General features: G+C 70.6%; 22 protein-coding genes. 7 read left to right on the top strand and 15 right to left on the bottom strand.

All coding sequences use genetic code 11. The annotated features are described in order from the left end of the window. Window positions 1–3: 3 nt before the first annotated feature. The 11 genes from EXE58_RS13080 to urtA form a co-directional block, all read right to left on the bottom strand. Window positions 4–753 (bottom strand): urease accessory protein UreD, encoded by a 750-nt coding sequence (locus EXE58_RS13080; protein ID WP_135268298.1) that lies wholly within the window; start codon window positions 751–753, stop codon window positions 4–6. Next, window positions 734–1,453: an urease accessory protein UreG gene (gene ureG / locus EXE58_RS13075; protein ID WP_135268297.1), complete on the bottom strand. Its 720-nt coding sequence runs from the start codon at window positions 1,451–1,453 to the stop codon at window positions 734–736. Before ureG ends, EXE58_RS13080 begins: the two co-directional genes overlap by 20 nt. Then, window positions 1,446–2,129, bottom strand: coding sequence for an urease accessory protein UreF (locus EXE58_RS13070; protein WP_244242212.1), 684 nt, complete (start codon window positions 2,127–2,129; stop codon window positions 1,446–1,448). Before EXE58_RS13070 ends, ureG begins: the two co-directional genes overlap by 8 nt. 4 nt (window positions 2,130–2,133) lie before the next feature. Then, window positions 2,134–3,834: an urease subunit alpha gene (locus EXE58_RS13065; RefSeq protein WP_135268296.1), complete on the bottom strand. Its 1,701-nt coding sequence runs from the start codon at window positions 3,832–3,834 to the stop codon at window positions 2,134–2,136. Further along, window positions 3,827–4,165, bottom strand: a complete 339-nt coding sequence (ureB, locus tag EXE58_RS13060; RefSeq protein WP_135268295.1) for an urease subunit beta — start codon at window positions 4,163–4,165, stop codon at window positions 3,827–3,829. Before ureB ends, EXE58_RS13065 begins: the two co-directional genes overlap by 8 nt. 85 nt (window positions 4,166–4,250) lie before the next feature. Then, entirely contained in the window at window positions 4,251–4,553 is a 303-nt protein-coding gene (locus EXE58_RS13055; protein WP_135268294.1) for an urease subunit gamma, read from the bottom strand. 7 nt (window positions 4,554–4,560) lie between these two features. Beyond that, window positions 4,561–5,241, bottom strand: coding sequence for an ATP-binding cassette domain-containing protein (locus tag EXE58_RS13050; protein ID WP_135268293.1), 681 nt, complete (start codon window positions 5,239–5,241; stop codon window positions 4,561–4,563). Continuing rightward, window positions 5,241–6,041 carry an urea ABC transporter ATP-binding protein UrtD gene (gene urtD / locus EXE58_RS13045; protein WP_135268292.1) on the bottom strand — a complete coding sequence of 267 codons (801 nt, stop codon included), beginning with the start codon at window positions 6,039–6,041 and terminating at the stop codon, window positions 5,241–5,243. Before urtD ends, EXE58_RS13050 begins: the two co-directional genes overlap by 1 nt. Further along, window positions 6,038–7,159, bottom strand: a complete 1,122-nt coding sequence (gene urtC, locus EXE58_RS13040) for an urea ABC transporter permease subunit UrtC (RefSeq protein ID WP_135268291.1) — start codon at window positions 7,157–7,159, stop codon at window positions 6,038–6,040. The genes urtD and urtC overlap by 4 nt, the downstream gene beginning before the upstream one ends. After that, window positions 7,156–8,040, bottom strand: a complete 885-nt coding sequence (gene urtB, locus EXE58_RS13035) for an urea ABC transporter permease subunit UrtB (protein WP_135268290.1) — start codon at window positions 8,038–8,040, stop codon at window positions 7,156–7,158. The genes urtC and urtB overlap by 4 nt, the downstream gene beginning before the upstream one ends. Window positions 8,041–8,142: 102 nt before the next feature. Beyond that, complete coding sequence (urtA, locus tag EXE58_RS13030) at window positions 8,143–9,387, bottom strand: urea ABC transporter substrate-binding protein (protein WP_244242211.1); 1,245 nt, start codon at window positions 9,385–9,387, stop codon at window positions 8,143–8,145. A 214-nt stretch (window positions 9,388–9,601) separates the two neighbouring features. On the opposite strand from urtA, the gene EXE58_RS13025 reads away from it, so the two are divergent. Beyond that, complete coding sequence (locus EXE58_RS13025) at window positions 9,602–10,537, top strand: serine/threonine-protein kinase (protein WP_208544007.1); 936 nt, start codon at window positions 9,602–9,604, stop codon at window positions 10,535–10,537. 72 nt (window positions 10,538–10,609) lie between these two features. Further along, the gene (gene chrA / locus EXE58_RS13020) at window positions 10,610–12,007 is read left to right on the top strand and encodes a chromate efflux transporter (RefSeq protein ID WP_135268289.1); all 1,398 of its coding nucleotides are present in this window, start codon (window positions 10,610–10,612) and stop codon (window positions 12,005–12,007) included. Between the two features lie 12 nt (window positions 12,008–12,019). On the opposite strand, the gene EXE58_RS13015 is transcribed toward chrA, so the two are convergent. Beyond that, entirely contained in the window at window positions 12,020–13,192 is a 1,173-nt protein-coding gene (locus EXE58_RS13015) for an acyl-CoA dehydrogenase family protein (protein WP_135268288.1), read from the bottom strand. A 79-nt stretch (window positions 13,193–13,271) separates the two neighbouring features. On the opposite strand from EXE58_RS13015, the gene EXE58_RS13010 reads away from it, so the two are divergent. Genes EXE58_RS13010 through EXE58_RS20110 form a run of 5 tightly spaced genes read left to right on the top strand, consistent with a single transcriptional unit; the run spans window position 13,272 to window position 15,412 of the window. Further along, window positions 13,272–13,952 carry a TetR/AcrR family transcriptional regulator gene (locus EXE58_RS13010; RefSeq protein ID WP_135268287.1) on the top strand — a complete coding sequence of 227 codons (681 nt, stop codon included), beginning with the start codon at window positions 13,272–13,274 and terminating at the stop codon, window positions 13,950–13,952. 34 nt (window positions 13,953–13,986) lie between these two features. Continuing rightward, window positions 13,987–14,400 (top strand): CoA-binding protein, encoded by a 414-nt coding sequence (locus tag EXE58_RS13005; protein ID WP_135268286.1) that lies wholly within the window; start codon window positions 13,987–13,989, stop codon window positions 14,398–14,400. Further along, window positions 14,397–14,846: an alternative ribosome rescue aminoacyl-tRNA hydrolase ArfB gene (gene arfB, locus EXE58_RS13000; protein WP_135268285.1), complete on the top strand. Its 450-nt coding sequence runs from the start codon at window positions 14,397–14,399 to the stop codon at window positions 14,844–14,846. Before EXE58_RS13005 ends, arfB begins: the two co-directional genes overlap by 4 nt. Window positions 14,847–14,852: 6 nt before the next feature. Next, on the top strand, window positions 14,853–15,014 hold the full coding sequence (locus EXE58_RS20115; RefSeq protein WP_244242210.1) for a hypothetical protein: 162 nt from the start codon (window positions 14,853–14,855) through the stop codon (window positions 15,012–15,014). A 29-nt stretch (window positions 15,015–15,043) separates the two neighbouring features. Then, window positions 15,044–15,412 (top strand): formylglycine-generating enzyme family protein, encoded by a 369-nt coding sequence (locus tag EXE58_RS20110; protein ID WP_244242209.1) that lies wholly within the window; start codon window positions 15,044–15,046, stop codon window positions 15,410–15,412. Here EXE58_RS20110 and EXE58_RS12990 read toward each other — a convergent pair. Genes EXE58_RS12990 through gdhA form a run of 3 tightly spaced genes read right to left on the bottom strand, consistent with a single transcriptional unit; the run spans window position 15,381 to window position 18,861 of the window. Continuing rightward, window positions 15,381–16,364, bottom strand: coding sequence for a Gfo/Idh/MocA family protein (locus EXE58_RS12990; RefSeq protein ID WP_135268284.1), 984 nt, complete (start codon window positions 16,362–16,364; stop codon window positions 15,381–15,383). The two genes, EXE58_RS20110 and EXE58_RS12990, sit on opposite strands and share 32 nt — an antisense overlap. Further along, complete coding sequence (locus EXE58_RS12985) at window positions 16,361–17,626, bottom strand: heparan-alpha-glucosaminide N-acetyltransferase domain-containing protein (RefSeq protein ID WP_167288874.1); 1,266 nt, start codon at window positions 17,624–17,626, stop codon at window positions 16,361–16,363. Before EXE58_RS12985 ends, EXE58_RS12990 begins: the two co-directional genes overlap by 4 nt. Beyond that, window positions 17,515–18,861, bottom strand: a complete 1,347-nt coding sequence (gene gdhA, locus EXE58_RS12980; RefSeq protein ID WP_135268282.1) for an NADP-specific glutamate dehydrogenase — start codon at window positions 18,859–18,861, stop codon at window positions 17,515–17,517. Before gdhA ends, EXE58_RS12985 begins: the two co-directional genes overlap by 112 nt. Window position 18,862 lies beyond the last annotated feature (1 nt).

Here is an 18,862-nt window from a genome sequence, read left to right as displayed (position 1 = left end):
CGTTCACAGGGCATCGAGCACGGCCCTCCAGGCCTCGAGCGGCACGGCCCGATGGGCCTCGTGGGCGAGCCAGCGCCACACGGTGCCACCGTGCTCGAGGTCCAGCCGCCCCGCCACGCAGACGTCGTCGGCGACCGGGATCCCGAGCGCGACCACCGAGCCGAGGGCCCGCTGTCCACCGAGGATCCCGGGTCGGTGCGCCGACTCGTCCAGGAGCAACCGCTCCACCACGAGCGGGACGCCTCCCGGCCCATACGCCGACCATGCCTGCTCCAGGACCCCGCCCCGCTCCCCGTGCCGGCCCAGCACCAGCGACTCCCGGAGAGCCAGGCGCGAGCCGGCGGACACACGGACCGACGTGCTACGACGGACCCGGGCTCCGGCCGCGACCACGAACGGCTCCCCCGCCCAGACCAAGGTGGCATCCTCGGCGAGGTCGATCCGCACGTCCCAGGTCGCCTCCTCACCGCGCATGTCGAAGGCCACCGTGCCGGCCGGCTCCACCAGCTCGAGGGTCGCTCCCGGCCCTACCTCGACGTCCAACCGGATCGCGTCCCCGGCCAGCAGGAGAGCGCCGTCGGGGACCAGCGCGACCCGGGCGTGCCCCGAGCCGCTGTCCAGCAGCATCGCTCGCAGGGAGGGCCTGCCCGGGTCGCCGGTCACGCTGCTCCGCACCAGGGCTCGACCGGGCGCGACGTCCACCGAGAGGGTGGTACGCCGGTCGGCGGCCGTGTCACGCAGCAGGGTGGTCATGGTCCCCGTGGGCGTGCGCGTCGGTGGGGGCGTGTGAGTGGGGCGCCATCGGGCCCGGGTCGACCGGGATGAGCTGCCCGTCGCGGTGCCGGTCCAGCTGGGCGGTCACCCAGGCGGTCAGCTCCTCGATCGAGCTCCGCTCCGCGCGTGAGAGCGCGATGACGGGGCGCCCTTCCCGCGCGGTGAGCGCGTCGGCGACCATGCGTTCGCGGTCGACCCCCACGTGCGGTGCCAGGTCGGTCTTGTTCACCACGAGGAGGTCGGCTCTCTCGATGCCCGGTCCACCCTTGCGAGCCACGTCTCCCCCGCCCGCGATGTCCAGCACGAAGATCTGGACGTCCACCAGCGCCGGCGAGAAGGTCGCGGTGAGGTTGTCGCCGCCGGACTCGATGAGCACCAGGTCAGGCACGAACTCGTCCTCGAGCTCCTCGACCGCGAGCAGGTTCGCGGTGATGTCGTCGCGGATCGCCGTGTGCGGGCAGGCTCCCGTCTCCACGGCACGGATCCGCTCGGGCTCGAGCACCCCGGCCGCGCGCAGGAAGCGGGCGTCCTCGTCGGTGTAGATGTCGTTGGTGACCACGGCGATCGAGAGCGAGCCGGCCAGCTCCCGGCAGAGCAGGGCGATCAGTGAGCTCTTGCCGGTTCCGACAGGGCCGCAGACTCCCAGACGAAGGCCTCGGGTGGGGGACGGATCAGGCACTGAACAACCTCCTGGTGCTGTGGGCGTGGGTCTCGGCCCACGACTCGGTCTGGGGTCCTGCGGTTGCCGGGATCTCGGCGGGACAGGTCAGTCGCGCCACCGACTCGGCCGCCGCCGCGACGGCGGGCAGCGCGTCGTGCACCCACCCGGTCGCGACGGCCGGATCGAGGGGCAGCAGCTTGAGGGCCGCCGAGGCAACGGTCTGGACGTCGTCGTACCCGATCAGGCGGGCCAGGGAGGGCGCGTCCAGTCCCACCGCTGCAGCCGTCGCGGCCGACGCGACCGGCCGCGGGACGCCCGGCATCGCAGCGGCACGAGCCACGGGCTCGGCGTCGGGCCACAGGCGGCCGGCGAGTCGGTTCAGGGCCCGGGCCTGGGTCCGCGACGTACGCCGCAGGGCCGGGCTGGGCGTGCGCGCCGCCCACGCGCTGACCACCGGCTCCAGCGGCAGGCCGCGGGTCAGGTGGTGGAGCGCCACCACCGCCGTCCCGGCCTCGACGCGCACGGCCGTCGACAGCCGCGCCGAGATGTAGAGCGGCACCTCGCCGACCGTCAGCCCGCCCTGGACCGCTGGTTCCAGGCCGGCCGACTGGGTGTGGCCGGCCACCGGCAGGCGCGCGTCACCGAGCAGCATCAGGAGCAGGTCGACCGGGACACCCGACATCGCGTGACTCATCGGCTCAGAACATCGAGTAGAGCTGGGTCAGCGGGAGCTCGGTCGCCGGTGACGGCACGATCCGCTCTCCGTCGACGTCGATGGCGAAGGTCTCGGGGTCGACGACGATCACCGGAAGCGCGTCGTTGTTGACCATCTGCGCCTTGCCGACGTCGCGCGTCGGGCGCACCCCGGCGAGGCGACGACGCAGCCCGAGCTCACCGGCCAGGCCCGCGTCGAGGGCCGCAGGCGCCACGAAGGTGACCGCGTGGTCGGCACCGTCGTCCTCGACCAGGGTCGGCCTCATGAGCACAGGCTGCGGGGTGGGGATCGAGGCGTTGGGGTCGCCGAGCGCGGCGTACACCAAGGCGCCCCCCTTGACCACGACCGCGGGGCGGATCCCGAAGAAGCGCGGGTCCCACAGGACCAGGTCGGCGAGCTTCCCGGGCTCCACCGAGCCGACCTCGTGGTCGATGCCGTGTGCGATCGCCGGGTTGATCGTGTACTTGGCGACGTACCGCCGGGCGCGCTCGTTGTCCGCCGGACCGTCACCGAGCCGACCTCGCTGGGCCTTCATCACGTGGGCCACCTGCCAGGTCCTGACGACCACCTCGCCGATCCGACCCATCGCCTGTGCGTCCGAGGACGTGATCGACATGGCCCCGATGTCGTGCAGCACGTCCTCGGCGGCGATCGTGGTCGCGCGGATCCGGGACTCTGCGAAGGCGAGGTCCTCCGGCACCCGCGGGTTGAGGTGGTGGCAGACCATCAGCATGTCGAGGTGCTCGGCCACCGTGTTCACGGTGTGCGGGAGCGTCGGGTTGGTCGAGCCGGGAATCACGTGCGGCTCGCCGGCGACGCGCACGATGTCGGGAGCGTGTCCGCCCCCGGCGCCCTCGGCATGGAAGGCGTGGATCGAGCGGCCGCCGATCGCGCGCAGCGTCGACTCGAGGTAGCCCGCCTCGTTGAGGCTGTCGGAGTGCAGGGCGACCTGCAAGCCGAACTCGTCGGCGGCACGCAGCGCGGCGTCGATCGCGGCAGGGGTCGAGCCCCAGTCCTCGTGCACCTTGTACGCCGCTGCGCCGGCCAGGGCCTGCTCGGCCAGGCCGGCTGCCGAGACGGTGTTGCCCTTGCCCATGAGCAGCACGTTGACCGGCAGCGGGTCCAGCGCCCGGTGCACGGCGCGCAGGTGCCAGGCCCCTGGGGTCACCGTGGTCGCCTTCGACCCTTCCGACGGTCCGGTGCCTCCGCCGCCGATGGTGGTGATCCCGGTGGCCAGGGCTTCATGCACCTGTGAGCGGGACAGCAGGTGGACGTGGACGTCGATCCCGCCGGCGGTGAGGATCTTGCCCTCCCCCGAGATGACGTCGGTCGAGGGCCCGATGACCAGTCCGGGGTGCACACCGTCGGCGATGTCCGGGTTGCCGCTTCGACCCAGGGCCACGATCCGACCATCACGCAGGCCGACGTCCGCCTTGACGATGCCCCAGTGGTCCAGGACCAGGGCGTTGGTGATGACCGTGTCCAGGGCGCCGTCCGCCCGCGAGACCGACGACTGGGCCATCGACTCGCGGATCGACTTGCCGCCCCCGAACACCGCTTCCTCGCCGCCGAAGGTGAGGTCCTGCTCCACCTCGATCCACAGATCCGTGTCACCGAGGCGGACCTGGTCGCCAGCGGTGGGCCCGTAGAGGGCGGCGTACTCGACACGCGAGATCTCAACCACCGTCGCCCCCGTCCCCGGAACGCACCTGGATCCCCGGAACGGCCCGCAGGCCGCGCAGGGCGACTGCCTCGACCTCCCGGGAGGCACCCGGTTCGAAACGGCGGCTCGTGCCGGAGGGGATGTCGAGCCGGTGGCCGGCCGCTGCGTCCCTGTCGAAGGAGAGCGCCGGGTTCACGTCGGGCAGGTGGATGTGCGAGCCGATCTGGACCGGCCGGTCACCGGTGTTCGTGATCACCAGCGTCAGCCGTTCCTCCGGGTCCCGGTCGGCATTGAGGAGCACCGTGCCGGGACGGCAGCGGATCTCACCCGGTCCGCTTGGCAGGTGGGCCACGAGCTCTCCTCGATTCTTCGGTCTGGGCTGGGTCGGTCTGGGGCTGGGTCGGTCTGGGGCTGGGTCGGTCACGCGAGTGGGTCGGTCACGCGATGGGCTGGTGGATCGTGACGAGCTTGCGGCCGTCGGGGAAGGTGGCCTCCACCTGGACGTCGGTGAGCATCGCGGCGACCTCCGGCATGACCTGCTCACGGGTGAGCACGTCGCGGCCGAGCTCCATCAGGTCCGTCACGCTCATTCCGTCGCGCGCCCGTTCGATCACCCACGTGCTCAGGAGGGCCACTGTCTCCGGGTGGTTGAGCCTGACGCCGCGGGCCAGCCGGTCTCGGGCGACCATGCCGGCCACCGCGAGCAGCAGCTTCTCGGTGTCTGCTGGAGTGAGGTGCATGCCGGCCTCAGACGGCCATCGCGTCGCGGACGGCGTCGATCGCGCGGTCGCCGCCGTCGCCGCTGGCCGTCACGCGACCGGACTCCAGGACGTAGTACCGGTCTGTGGTCCGCAGCGCGAACCCGACGTGCTGCTCGACGAGCAGCACGGACAGGTCACCGCGTCGGGTCAGCTCGGTGATCACTCGCTCGATCTCTGCCACGACGTTGGGCTGGATACCCTCGGTCGGCTCGTCGAGGATCAGCATCCGGGGTCGGGTGAGGAGGGTGCGCGCCATGGAGAGCTGCTGGCGCTGACCGCCGGAGAGCAGGCCGGCCCGTCGACCCAGGACCGCACGCAGGGCGGGGAAGGTCTCGAGGACCTCCTCGATGGCTGAGATGGACGTGTCGACGAGCTGGAGGTTCTCCAGGGTCGTCATCTGGCCGAAGCAGAGCTGTCCCTGTGGCACGTAGCCGACGCCGCGCCGCACCCGCCGGTTGGGCGCGAGCCTGCTGACGTCCTCGCCGTCGAGGAGCACCTGGCCCCGCTTGAGGGGCAGCAGCCCGACCGCGGCACGCAGGAGCGTGGTCTTGCCCGCGCCGTTGTGCCCGGTGACGGCGACGGCCTGGCCCGGGGGCACCGTGATCGACACGTCGTGGAGCACGGCCGCGCGGGAGTAGCCGGCCGTGACGTTGCGGAGCTCGAGCATCAGACGCCCTCCTCGATGTAGGTGGCCTCGACGGTGTCCGCCACCGCGGTGGCGGCTCGTCCGAGATAGACCTCCTGGACGCGGGCGTCGGACTGGATCTCTGCGAGAGACCCTTCGGCCAGCACCTTCCCTGCGTGCATCACCGTGACCACGTCTGCGAAGCTCCGGACGAAGTCCATGTCGTGCTCGATGACCACGGTCGTCCGCTCCGACCCGATCCGCTGGAGCAGCTCGCCGGTGGCGTCGCGCTCCTCGTGGCTCATGCCCGCCACCGTCTCGTCGAGGAACATCACCTTGGCGTCCTGGACCAGGAGCATCCCGATCTCGAGCCACTGCTTCTGACCATGCGCCAGGACCCCCGCGGGCCGGTCCCGCAGGTCAGTGAGGCCGATCGTCTCCAGGGCGTGCTGGACGTAGTCAGGCGTCCCCCGGCGGGCGAGCGGCAACCGCCATGCCTTGCGGTGGACGCCGCCGGCGATGTCCAGGTTCTGGAGCACGCTGAGGTGCTCGAACACCGTGGCTGTCTGGAAGGTGCGGCCGATCCCGGACCTGACGATCTGGTGGGGCTTCATCGTGAGCAGGTCCCGGTTGCGGTAGCGCGCGAGGCCGGTCGCCGGTACCAGGCCCGTGAGGGCGTCGACCAGCGTGGTCTTGCCGGCCCCGTTCGGCCCGATCAGGAAGTGCAGCCGCCCCTGCAGCAACGTCAGGTCGACGCCGTCGACGGCCTTGAAGCCTTCGAAGTCGACGGTGAGGTCCCGGACCTCCAGGTAGTCCTGCCCGAGCTCGTCCGGTGCGCTCATGCGGGCTGCACCTCCTTCACTCCGACCGCCGCCGCGGACCGGCGCTGCCGGCCACCCACCTTCGGGACCAACGAGGTCAGCCCTCCCGGGATGAGCAGGATGACCAGGATGAAGAGCGCGCCCTGGAAGTAGCTCCACTGGTTCGGGAAGGTCTCCGAGAGCGTCGACTGGCCGTAGCCCACGGCCAGCGCCCCGAGCGCCGGTCCCAGGAGCGAGGCGCGACCGCCCAGGGCCACCCCCGCAATCAGCCAGATCGAGGCGGTCGCGTCGACGTCGGAGGGGGAGATGATCCCGGCGATGGGCACGAACAGCGCCCCGCCGATGCTGGCCATCACCGCCGCGACGACGAAGGCGACCAGCTTGACGTTGGCCGGGTCGTAGCCGAGGAACCGCACCCGTTCCTCGGCGTCCCGCGTGGCGACCAGCAGCTCACCGAAGCGGCTGCGGTAGAGCTGCCAGACGACCACGAGGCAGGCGATCAGCAACCCGGCCACGATCGTGTAGATGAACTGCTTGTTCACGGGGTCGTAGAGGTTGTACCCGAAGAACGAGGTGAAGTTGTTCAGGCCGTTGAAGCCGCCCGTCTGCTTGATGGTGGCGATCAGCAGCGTCGCGAAGGCGACGGCGAGGGCCTGGCTGAGGATCGCGAAGTAGGCACCCTTCACCTTCCGCTTGAAGATCGCGTAGCCGAGGACCGAGGCGACCAGCGCGGGAAGGGCCACGATCGCGACGAGGGTGAAGGCGGGGCTGCGGAACGGCTCCCACCACCCGGGCATCGAGCCGTCGCCGTACAGGACCATGAAGTCGGGCACGGCGTCCGGGCCGCCGGTGACCATCGCCGCCTCCAGCTTGAGGTGCATGGCCATGGCGTAGCCACCCAGTCCGAAGAAGACGCCCTGCCCCATCACCAGCATCCCGCCGCGTCCCCAGGCCAGTCCGATGCCGACAGCGGCAATGGCCCAGGCGCAGTACTTCCCGAGGTTGCCGAGCCGGAAGGGACTCAGTGCGGCCGGGGCGACCACGAGCAGCAGGAAGGCCAGGACGGCTATCCCGACCAGGGGGAGGTAGGGCTGCAGCCGTCGGAGGCTGGGACGGGGCTCCGCTCGACGCGTGCTCATGCCAGCCCCCGCGTCTGGACGGTGAAGAGCCCCTGGGGTCGCAGCTGGAGGAAGACGACCACCAGCGCGAAGATGATCACCTGGGCCATGCTCGCGTCGAACCAGCGCGTCAGGTAGGCGATCACGATGCCGACCACGAACGCGGCGATGACGGTGCCGCGAAGCTGCCCGAGCCCACCCGCGACGACCACGAGGAACGCCGGGATGATGTACGTCGTCCCCAGACCGGGGTTGGTTCCCCCGCTGAGCGCGACCGCGACGCCCCCGAGGCCGGCCAGCCCCGAGCCGACGAAGAAGGTGAGCCGGTCGACGCTGCGCGTCGCCACGCCCATCGTCTCGGCAAGCTCGCGGTTCTGCACCGTCGCCCTGATCCGCCGTCCGAGGGAGGTGAACTTCAGCAGTGCGGCCAGCGCCGCGAGGCTGGCAAGCGCGACCACGATCGTGAACATCCGGACGTAGGGCCAGTTGTAGCCGAGGACGGTGAGGTGGCCGTCCAGCCACCCGGGCGTGAACACGGAGTCGCCCTGGGCGCCGAAGAGGTCCTTCGCGAGCTGCTGCAGGACCAGGCTGACCCCGACCGTGACCAGCAGGGTGTCCAGCGGTCGGTGGTACATCCAGCGGATCACCCCTGCTTCGAGCACCAGGCCGAGCAGGCCGGCGACGGCGAAGGCGACCGGGATGGCCAGGAGCAGGGACAAGGTGGTGTCGGCGACGACCTGCTGGGTGAGGTAGGCGGAATAGGCGCCAGCCATCAAGAACTCTCCGTGGGCCATGTTGATGACGCCCATCTGGCCGAAGGTGAGCGCGAGCCCGAGGGCGGCGACCAGCAGGATCGCGCCGGTCGAGGCGCCGGTGAGCAGCGGTGTGGTGAAGGACTCCATGCAGGGCTCCTGGTTCGAGGGAGGCGCCCGGATGCGGTGGCCCCGCGTCCCTAGAGGGAGGGAGGACGCGGGACCACCGCGGCGCCGGCGGTGGCTACCGGGTCACTCCGCGTCGGGGTTCCACCAGGAGTAGCCCTCCAGGAAGGGATCCGGCTCGATGGGCTCCTCGGAGGACCAGACGATGTCGAACTGGTTGTCGGCGTTGATCCGGCCGATCAGGGCGGTCTTGGCGATGTGGTGGTTCTCCCCGTTGATCGTGACCTCGCCCTCGGGGGCGTCGAAGGTCACGCCGTCGGCTGCATCGTTCAGTTCGTCGACGTCGAAGGACTCCGCCTTCTCCACCATGTTCTTGTACAGGTAGAGCGAGGTGTACGCCGCCTCCATCGGGTCAGAGGTGGGCCGGTCTGGGTACTTCTCCTGGAACGCCTCGATGAACGTCTCGTTCGTCGGCGACTCCACGGACTGGAAGTAGTTCCAGGCGGCGAACTGGCCCGTCACGTCCTTCCCCATCGACGGCGCCTCCTCCTCGGCGATCGACACCGAGATGATGGGCGAGGTCTCCGGGCTGAGGCCCTGCTCGTAGTAGGCCTTGATGAACCCGACGTTGGACGAGCCGTTGATCGTGTTGAACACGAAGTCGGGCTTCGCCTTGACGATCTTGGCGACCTGGGTCGACCAGTCGTCCTTGTCCAGCGGGACGTACTCCTCCCCCACGATCTCGATGCCCAGCTCCGCGGCGTACTGCTTGATGATCTTGTTCGCCGTGCGCGGGAACACGTAGTCGGAGCCCGCGAGGAAGAGCGTCTTCACACCCTTGGCCTTGAGGAAGTCCATGGCGGGGATGATCTGCTGGTTGGTCGTGGCGCCGGTGTAGTAGATGTTCTCGGAGGCCTCGAGCCCTTCGTACTGCACGGGGTAGAAGAGCAGCCCGTTGTTGGCCTCGACGACCGGGAGCATCGCCTTGCGGGAGGCCGACGTCCAGCCGCCGAACACCGCGGCGACGCAGTCGCTGGTGAGGAGCTTGCCGATCTTCTCGGCGAAGATCGCCGGGTCCGAGGCGCCGTCCTCCTCGACGACCTCGATCTCCTTGTCGAGGATCCCGCCGGATGCGTTGATCTCGGCTGCCGCCAGGTTCAGCGAGTCACGGACGGTCTGCTCGCTGATGGACATCGCGCCACTGGTGGAGTTGAGGAACCCGAGCTTGATCGAGTCACCGTCCGTCTCGACGCAGGACGATGCAGCGGATGCCTCCGCTCCCGACTTCGTGCCGCCACAGGAGCTGAGGGTCGCAGCAGCGACCAGGACCGCGGCAGTGGCCACGGTCGTACGTGTGCGTGTGTTCAACACTGGGGATACCTCTCGGTTCTGCCGTGCAGGGGCGACACGCCCTTGTGTCGTTCGGTGACGGCGAACCTAGGAACGGCATGTTTCGAGGTATTACCAAATGGAGTTAACTTCGCGTTACGCAATTCGCCCATGCGGCTTCTCGCGTGTCAACGCGTAGCATCGTCGCGGCGTGTGCGGGTACCGCACGGGCACCTGCTCTAGATTGGAAGTACCCGTGGAGAGACTCGCTCGAGACTTCCGCCTCGGTGATCGCTACGTGCTCCAGGAGCGCATCGGCGCCGGCGGCATGGCCGACGTCTGGTCGGCCACCGACGACGTCCTCCAACGGGCTGTGGCAGTCAAGGTCATGCGTGCCGACGCTGACAACGAGGAGATGTTCGCCAAGCGCTTCCGCGACGAGGCCCTCCACTCCGCAGCCCTGATGCACCCGAACATCACCACGGTCTTCGACTACGGCGAGGACGAGGCCCTCACCTACCTGGTCATGGAGCTCGTGGACGGACCGTCGCTCTCCGGACTGCTGCGCGAGACCGGGGCGATGGAGCCCGACGTCGTGCGCTCGATCATCGGCCAGGCTGCTCTGGGCCTGGGCGTGGCACACGAGGCGCGCGTGGTGCACCGCGACGTGAAGCCCGCCAACATCCTCGTGCGGCCCGACGGCGTCGTGAAGGTGACCGACTTCGGCATCGCCAGGGCCCTCGACGCGAGCGGCCACACCCGCATGGGCGAGATGCTGGGCACCCCCAACTACATCAGCCCCGAGCAGGCGATGGGCAGGCCCGCCACGGGCGCCAGCGACCTCTACGCGCTCGGTGTGGTCGCCCACGAGATGTTGACGGGGAGTCGTCCGTTCGACCGCGGCACCCCCATCGCCACCGCGATGAGCCACGTCAACGAGCCGCCACCGCCGCTGCCCGGCACCGTCCCCGAGGAGCTCCGCGTGGTCGTGGAGGCCCTGCTCGAGAAGGACCCGGCCGACCGGCCCGAGAACGCCCGCGCCGTCGCGCTCATGGTCGGCGTCGAGACCACCGAGCTCAACGGGCTCGCCGAGGGGCTGGCGACCCTCGTCGACGGCAACTACGACGACACTCCGACTCCGGCCAGGGAGATCTCGACGATGGCCGCAGACATGGAGCGGTTGCTCGACTGAGGCGAGCCGCTCGGCAGGCAATAGTGCACCGAGTCACTTGACAATCGCTCGGCGCGCGGCGAGGGTGTGACCGTGGTTGCGACATCCCACGACGACCGTCGGAGCACGGAGCAGCCGGCGCACAACCACGACGTCATCCCGCTCCGCGAGGCGACCAGGGCGTGGTTCGCCATCTCGCTGCAGACCTTCGGCGGTCCGGCGGGACAGATCGCGGTCATGCAACGCACCCTGGTCGACGAGAAGCGCTGGATCGGACAGCAGCGCTTCCTCTTCGCACTCTCCTACTGCACCCTGCTTCCCGGCCCGGAGGCGCAGCAGCTGGCGACCTACGTCGGCTGGCTCCTCAACGGCGTCAAGGGCGCCCTGGTGGCAGGCATCCTCTTCATCCTGCCCGGCGTGGCCGCGCTGCTCGCCCTCTCGGCGGTCTACGTCGCCTTCGGCGACACGACCCTGGTCGAGGCGCTCTTCCTCGGACTCGGCCCGGCCGTCATCGCCATCGTCATCCAGGCGGTGATCCGTGTTGCTCGCAAGGGCCTCGCCCACCCTGCCCTGGTCGGCCTCGCCGTCGCCTCCTTCGTCGCCCTCACCTTCGTCGCTGTTCCCTTCCCCGTCGTGGTCGGCGTGGCCGCGGTCATCGGATGGGTGCTGGGCGGGCTCATCCCGTCCCTCACGACCCCCCGGGCCGCCGCGACCGACGACGGCCCGGCACCACTGATCAGCGACGACGCACTGCACACCGAACGCCCCTCAGGACGCCGCGCCGCAGGAATCCTGGCGATCGGGCTCGTGCTGTGGTTCGCACCGGTGGTCCTGGCCGCTCTCGCGTTCGGACGGTCCAGCATCTTCGTCGACCAGGGCCTCTTCTTCTCCGGCGCCGCCGTCGTCACCTTCGGTGGTGCGTACGCCGTCCTCGCCTACGTCGCCCAGCAGGCCGTCAACGTCTACGGGTGGCTGGCGCCGGGCGAGATGGTCCGGGGCCTCGCCCTGGCGGAGACCACTCCCGGTCCGCTGATCATGGTGGTCCAGTTCGTCGCGTTCGTCGGCGCCTACCGCGCTCCGGGCGACCTCGACCCGTGGGTGGCGGCCACCCTCGCGGCACTCCTCGTCACCTGGGTGACCTTCGTGCCGTGCTTCCTGTTCATCCTGCTCGGGGCGCCGTACGTCGAGCGGCTGCGCGGCAACCGCGCACTCTCCGCCGCGCTGACCGGGATCACCGCTGCCGTCGTCGGGGTCATCGCCAGCCTCGCCGTGTTCTTCGCCCAGCACACGCTCTTCGACGAGACGAGTCGACTGACCTTCGGGCTCCTCGACGTCGAGTACCCCCACCTGGCGTCGATCCAGTGGGCGCCCCTGGCGATCACCCTCCTCGGCTGCGCTCTCACCTTCGGGCGCGGCTGGTCGGTGCTGCGCACACTGGGGGTCTGCGCCCTCGTGGGTCTCGTGGTCGGCGTGCTCCCGCACGCCCTCTGACGCGAGGCGTCCTCAGAGCTGTGACTGCACCCCGGCGAGGAGCTGGCGTGCCATCACGATCCGCTGGACCTGGTTGGTGCCCTCGTAGATCTGGGTGATCTTGGCGTCGCGCATCATCCGCTCCACGGGGTAGTCGCGGGTGTAGCCGTAGCCCCCGAGCACCTGCACGGCGTTGACGGTGACCTCCATCGCCACGTCGGAGGCGAAGCACTTGGCGGCGGCACCGAAGAAGGTCAGGTCGTCGTCTCCGCGCTCGGAGCGCCCGGCCGCTGCGTAGGTCATCTGGCGCGCGGCCTCGACCTTCATGCCCATGTCGGCGAGGAGGAACTGCAGCCCCTGGAAGTCGGCGATCGACTTGCCGAACTGCTGGCGCTCCTTGGCATAGTCGAGCGCGTAGTCGAGGGCGCCCTGCGCGACGCCCACCGCCTGGGCGGCGATGGTGACGCGGGTGTGGTCGAGGGTCTTCATGGCAGTGGCGAAGCCGGTGCCCTCCTCGCCGATCATCCGGTCGGCCCGGATGCGCACCTTGTCGAAGTAGACCTCGCGCGTGGGCGAGCCCTTGATGCCGAGCTTCTTCTCCGGGGCACCGAAGGAGACGCCCTCGTCGGACTTCTCCACGACGAAGGCGGAGACGCCGCCGCGGGTCTTCTTCTCGGGATCGGTCACGGCCATGACCGTGTAGAACTCCGACTCGCCCGCGTTGGTGATCCAGCGCTTCACGCCGTCGATGACCCACTCGTCGCCGTCGCGGACGGCTCGGGTCTTCATGCCGCCGGCGTCGGACCCGGCGTCGGGCTCTGAGAGGCAGTAGGAGAAGCCGCCCTCCCCGCGGGCGAGCGCGCCGAGGTACTTGGTCTTGAGCTCCTCGGACCCGGCGATCTGGACGGGCAGCGAGCCCAGCTTGTTGACCGCGGGGATGAGCGAGGACGACACGCAGGCTCGGGCGACCTCCTCGATCACGAGGACGGTGGCGAGCGCGTCGGCGCCGGCGCCGCCGTACTGCTCGGGCACGTGGGGGGCGTGGAAGTCAGCAGCGAGGAGGGCGTCGGCGGCCTCCTGGGGGAAGCGCGCCTCCTCGTCGACCGCGGCGGCGTAGGGCGCCACCTTGTTGTCGCAGAGGTCTCGGACCGCCGCCCGGATCGCCTGGTGCTCCTCGGAGAGGGCGTAGAGGGGGAAGTCGGACACGCGTGATCACCTCAGGCTGCATCGGGGCTGGTACTGAGTACGATAACACTGATACTGAGTCCCACCACCAGGAGCGCCCGTGCCCCACACCACCGCCGCCCGCCTGCGCGAGGCCGCCTTCGAGCTCTTCGCAGAGCAGGGCTACGACGCCACGAGCGTCGACCAGGTCGCCGAGCGGGCCGGCGTGGGGCGCTCGACCTTCTTCCGGACCTACCCGTCCAAGGAGGCGGTGATCTTCCCCGACCACGAGGCCGTCCTGTCGAGGATCGAGGCCCGCCTTGCCGCCGCGACGACCGGCCAGCACTTCCTGGCCGTGCGCGAGGCCGCCCACATCGTGCTTCGCCACTACCTCGACGACGACGAGCACGCCCGTGCCCGCTACCGGCTCACCCGCAGCGTCCCGGCCCTGCGCGAGCGCGAGATCGCCGGGATGCAGCGCTACCAGGAGGCCTTCCGCAGGTTCGCCCGGAGCTGGTACGACGACGCGGACGCCGCGGCCGCCCTGCGGGCCGACCTCCGGGCCGAGCTGCTCGCAGCGTCGGTCGTGACGGCCCACAACCACGTCCTGCGCCGGTGGCTGCGTCGCATCACCAGCCAGGGGGAGACCGAGGCGGAGTTCGAGCGGGCCATGGACGAGGTGGAGCGGATGTTCTCCACCCGCGAGCCCGACGATGCAGGGCGCGGTGGGCACGTCGTCGTGCTGGGACCGGGCGCCGACCTCGACGAGGCGATCGACGCCGTGCGGCGGGCCCTCTCGTGATGCGCGGTGTCGGGGGCCGGGCTAGGTTCGGGTCATGAGCCAGTGGCAGGAGAAGGCACACGTCGACCTGATGCTCGACGACCTCGAGACCTGGGCAGTCGTCGGGCTCTCGGGTGACACCACGCGCACCGCCTACGAGATCGCACACCTGCTGCAGCAGCGCGGCAAGCGAATCGTCCCCATCCACCCCGACGCCCCCACGGTGCTGGGCGAGCAGGGCTACGCGACGCTGGCCGAGGTCCCGTTCCCGGTCGACGTCGTGGACGTCTTCCGCCGGTCCGAGGCCGCCGGCGAGTTCGCCGACCAGGCCGTGGCGATCGGCGCCAAGGGCGTGTGGTTCCAGCTGGGGGTCATCGACGAGGCCGCCTTCGAGCGCACGGCCGCCGCCGGCGTGCCCATGGTGATGGACACCTGCCCGGCGATCGAGTGGCGCAAGCGCGGGCGATGAGTCCCGCGACGAGCCCGGGCGGCGACCTGACCGTGCCGCCCGGTCCCGGACTGCCGACGGGGCTCGTGGTGCCCGCCGCCGAGCTGGTCGAGCGCTTCTCGCGCTCCCCCGGCCCCGGCGGCCAGTCGGTCAACACAGCAGACAGCCGCGTCGAGCTGGAGTACGACGTCAGCTCCTCCGCCGCCCTCACCGACGCCCAGCGCCGACGTGCCCTGCGACGCTGGCCGACCGGTCGGATCTCGATCGCCGCCTCCGAGCACCGCTCCCAGCACCGCAACCGGGTCGCGGCGCGCGAGCGACTGGCCGACCAGCTGCGTGAGGCCCTGGCACCGCCGCCTCCGGCACGTCGTCCCACCCGGCCCACCCGCGGCTCGAAGGAACGCCGGCTCAAGGCCAAGAAGGCCCGCGGCGAGACCAAGGCCCTCCGCGGCCGCGTGGACGACTGAGCCGCCGTGCCGATCGACATGGTCAGGGTCCCCATCGACGCCCCCGTGGCCGAGGTCATGGTCGACCGCCGCACCGGGCGCACGTGGACGGTGGACGTCGATGCGTTCGAGGTCGCCCCCACTGTCGTCACCGTGGGGCAGTGGAACGCGCTGGTCGGCACTGCGTGACCTGGGACCGCGACGCAAGCGGATACCGCGTGCCGACGGATGCGGAATGGCAGGTGGCCTGCCGGGCGGGCTCGACCGGCCCTCGCCACGGCGACCTGGACGAGATCGGCTGGTACGCCGACAACTCCCACGGACGCCCGCACGCGGTTGCCCTGAAGGCACCCAACGCGTGGGGCCTGTACGACACCCTGGGCGGAGTGTGGGAGTGGTGCTGGGACCTCTACGACCCGGAGGTGTACGGGTCGTACCGCGTCATCAGAGGGGGCGGCTGGGGCGACCCGCACTGGAGCTGCCGGGTCGGGGTCCGTCGCAAGACCCATCCCGAGGCCGCCTTCGACGACCTGGGCTTCCGCCTCGCCCGATCCGTCACCGGAACACTCGGCCCTCGCGCGGGCTGATGCCGAGCTGCGCGAGAGCCTCCTCCATCACCCACTGGACCCCCAGCGTGTCGTCGAGGGACATGACAGGACTCTCGGTGAGCCCGGCCGCCAGGCACTCCCCCACGTGGGCGATCTCGAGGGCGTAGCCGCGGCCCAGCGTCGGGAGGTGGTGCTCGACCGGCTCCTCGCCGTTGCGCTGAACCACGATGCGGGTGGGGTGGTGGAAGCGCGGGGCGATCTCCACCGAGCCGCGTGTCCCCGCGACGACCGCCCGACCGGGCGTCTCGGAGGTCAGGGAGCACATGACCGACGCGGCCCGCCCGTCGTCGTACGCCATGGTGACCACCGCAGAGGCGTCCGTGCCGTTGGGGAAGTGGGTGCCGACGGCGCTCACCCGGTCCGGCGTGCCAAGGAAGTGCTGCGCGAGGGAGATCGGGTAGACGCCGAGGTCGAGCACCGAGCCACCGCCCAGCTCGGGGTCGAAGAGGCGGTGGGTCGGGTCGTAGGTCCGGAAGGCGCCGAGGTCGGCCTGCACCATGAGCAGCCCACCCAGCTCACCGGACGCGACGAGCTCCTTGGCTCGCAGGACGGCCGGCTGGAGCCGTGTCCACATCGCCTCCATGCAGAAGACGCCGGCCTCCCTGGCCGCGTCCACGACCTCGCGGGCTCCGGCGAGCGTGGCGGTGAACGCCTTCTCCACCAGCACCGGCTTGCCTGAGGCGATGGCGGCCAGCGCGAGGTCGCGGTGATGGGGGTGCGGGGTGGCGAGGTAGACCACGTCGACGTCGGCATCGACGAGGTCGGCGTAGGTGCAGCCCCGCGCGATCCCGTGGGTGGCAGCGAACTGCGCCGCGCGCTCGGTCGTACGGCTGCCGACGACGGTCACCTCGGCGTCGGGCACGTGGGCGAAGTCGGCGAGGAACATCTCGGCCATCAGGCCGGTCCCTGCGATGCCCCAGCGGATCGTCATGCGCCCAACCTACGGCCGTTGGCCGCCCGCACCGCCAGCCCCACCACCCGCTCCAGCGGCCCCTGGCGCCCGAGGCCGGCCACGACCATGCCGATGCCCAGCACCACGACGACGTGGAAGAGGTAGCTGTCGGCCAGCTCCGTGGGCAGCACGCCCTCGGTGCGCAGGACCACGTGGAGCGAGTAGAGGGTGAGCGTCATGGTCCCGGCGCCGAAGAGGACGGCCAGGAACCGTTCGCCGAGCTCCCCCACCGACGCCACCAGCAGCAGCGACGCGCCGATCACGGCGACCGCGCTGCCGATGGTCTGGACGAGGTCGAACGGCGTGGCGCTGTGGGGCGCCACCACGAGGAGCCACTGCCACGTCCCGCCGGTGGGCGTCGTGCCCGCCATCCCGGTCGAGATCGCATCGAGGAGCTCCTCGATCGTCTGGCGGCCTGCCGGCGGGTCCGCCACCAGTGCCTCCGCGACGGAGGGCAGGGACGTGAGCCATCGCGACACCGCGGTCGCGACCACCGCCAACGAGGCACCGACCCCGAGCAGCACCGCGGGGACACGACGCCCCGACAGGTCCAGACGGCCCAGCGCCAGGCCGACCAGGGCGTAGGCCAGCCAGGGGACCACCGGGTAGTAGCCGGTGAACGCCAGCTCGCTGAGCAGCGCCGACGGGTCCCCCAGCTGGCTGAGCGAGGGACTCTCGAAGCCCCGCCCGGGGAGGTCGGGGCGCACCACGTGGGAGACCACCGGCGCCACGACGACCCAGGCTGCCGCCAGCACGAGAAGGGCAGGGGCGGAGAGCCCCAGGAACGGGATCGCGAGCAGGAACAGCAGCCCGTAGTAGGTCAGGATGATGGCCAGCCCGGAGTCCAGCTCACCCAGGGCCAGCCCCACTGCAGCGATGAGCAGCGCCCGCACGACCAGCCCGGGCACGACCGGACGACGCCGTGCCATCAGCGCCAGGCTGACCCCCGCCAGGACGGCGAACAGCGCCGACGCACGACCGCCCGCGACGGCCTGCCCGAGGGCGAGCGACCCGGTCTCCGTCCGCTCGTCCAGGACGTGGGTGGCGATCATCCCGAGCAGCGCCAGGCACCTCGCCAGGTCGATGCCGACGAGGCGAGGGGCGGGCCGGCTGCCGGTCAGGCGTCCTCCTAGATCACGCCGTGCGCCAGCATGGCGTCGGCCACGAGCTTGAAGCCGCTGATGTTGGCACCGAGCACGTAGTTGCCGGGCTGGTCGTACTCCTCGGCGGCCGAGGCGCACCGGTCGTGGATGCCGCGCATGATCTCGTCGAGACGAGCCTCGGTGTGGTCGTGGGTCCAGGAGTCGCGCGAGGCGTTCTGCTGCATCTCGAGCGCACTGGTCGCCACGCCACCGGCGTTGGCGGCCTTGCCGGGGGCGAACAGCACCCCTGCGTCGGAGAATACGTTCGTCGCGTCGGGGGTGCACGGCATGTTGGCGCCCTCGGCCACGACGGTGCAGCCGTTCTTGACCAGGGCCAGCGCGTCGGACGCCGAGAGCTCGTTCTGGGTGGCGCACGGAAGCGCGACCTCGCACGGGACGTCCCAGATCGAGCCGTCGGTGACCAGGCGCGCGCCGGGCCGGCGCGCCACGTAGTCGGACATGCGGCCGCGCTCGACCTCCTTGACCTGCTTGAGGAGCTCGAGGTCGATGCCCGCCTCGTCGACGACGTAGCCGCTGGAGTCGGAGCACGCGACGACGACGCCGCCGAGCTGCTCGACCTTCTCGATGGCGTAGATCGCGACGTTGCCGGAGCCCGACACCACCAGGCGCTTGCCGTCGAGGCCCTCGCCGCGCTGGCGCAGCATCTCGTCGACGAAGAAGACCGTGCCGTAGCCCGTGGCCTCCTTGCGCACGACCGAGCCACCCCAGCCGATGCCCTTGCCGGTGAGCACACCGGACTCATAGCGGTTGGTGATGCGCTTGTACTGGCCGAAGAGGTAGCCGATCTCACGTCCCCCGACACCGATGTCACCAGCGGGGACGTCGGTGTACTCGCCGATGTGGCGGTAGAGCTCGGTCATGTAGGACTGGCAGAACCGCATGACCTCGCCGTCGGAGCGGCCCTTGGGGTCGAAGTCCGAGCCACCCTTGCCCCCGCCGATGGGGAGCCCGGTCAGGGCGTTCTTGAAGATCTGCTCGAAGCCGAGGAACTTCACGATGCCGAGGTAGACGCTCGGATGGAAGCGGAGCCCGCCCTTGTAGGGCCCGAGGGCGGAGTTGAACTCCACGCGGAAGCCACGGTGGATCTCGATCCGGCCGTTGTCGTCGACCCACGGCACCCGGAAGATGATCTGGCGCTCGGGCTCGCAGATGCGCTCGATGACGCGGGCGTCGGCGTACTCGGGGTGGCGGGCGATCACCGGACCGAGGGAGTCGAGCACCTCGCGCACGGCCTGGTGGAACTCGGTCTCCCCGGCGTTGCGGTGCAGGACGAGGTCGTAGATGGCTTCGAGCCTGGACTGGGTCGTGGTCATC

Source organism: Nocardioides seonyuensis, from assembly GCF_004683965.1.
GTDB lineage: Bacteria > Actinomycetota > Actinomycetes > Propionibacteriales > Nocardioidaceae > Nocardioides > Nocardioides seonyuensis.
Note: the sequence above shows the minus strand (reverse complement) of the source record. Positions and strands in the feature narration are given on the sequence as shown.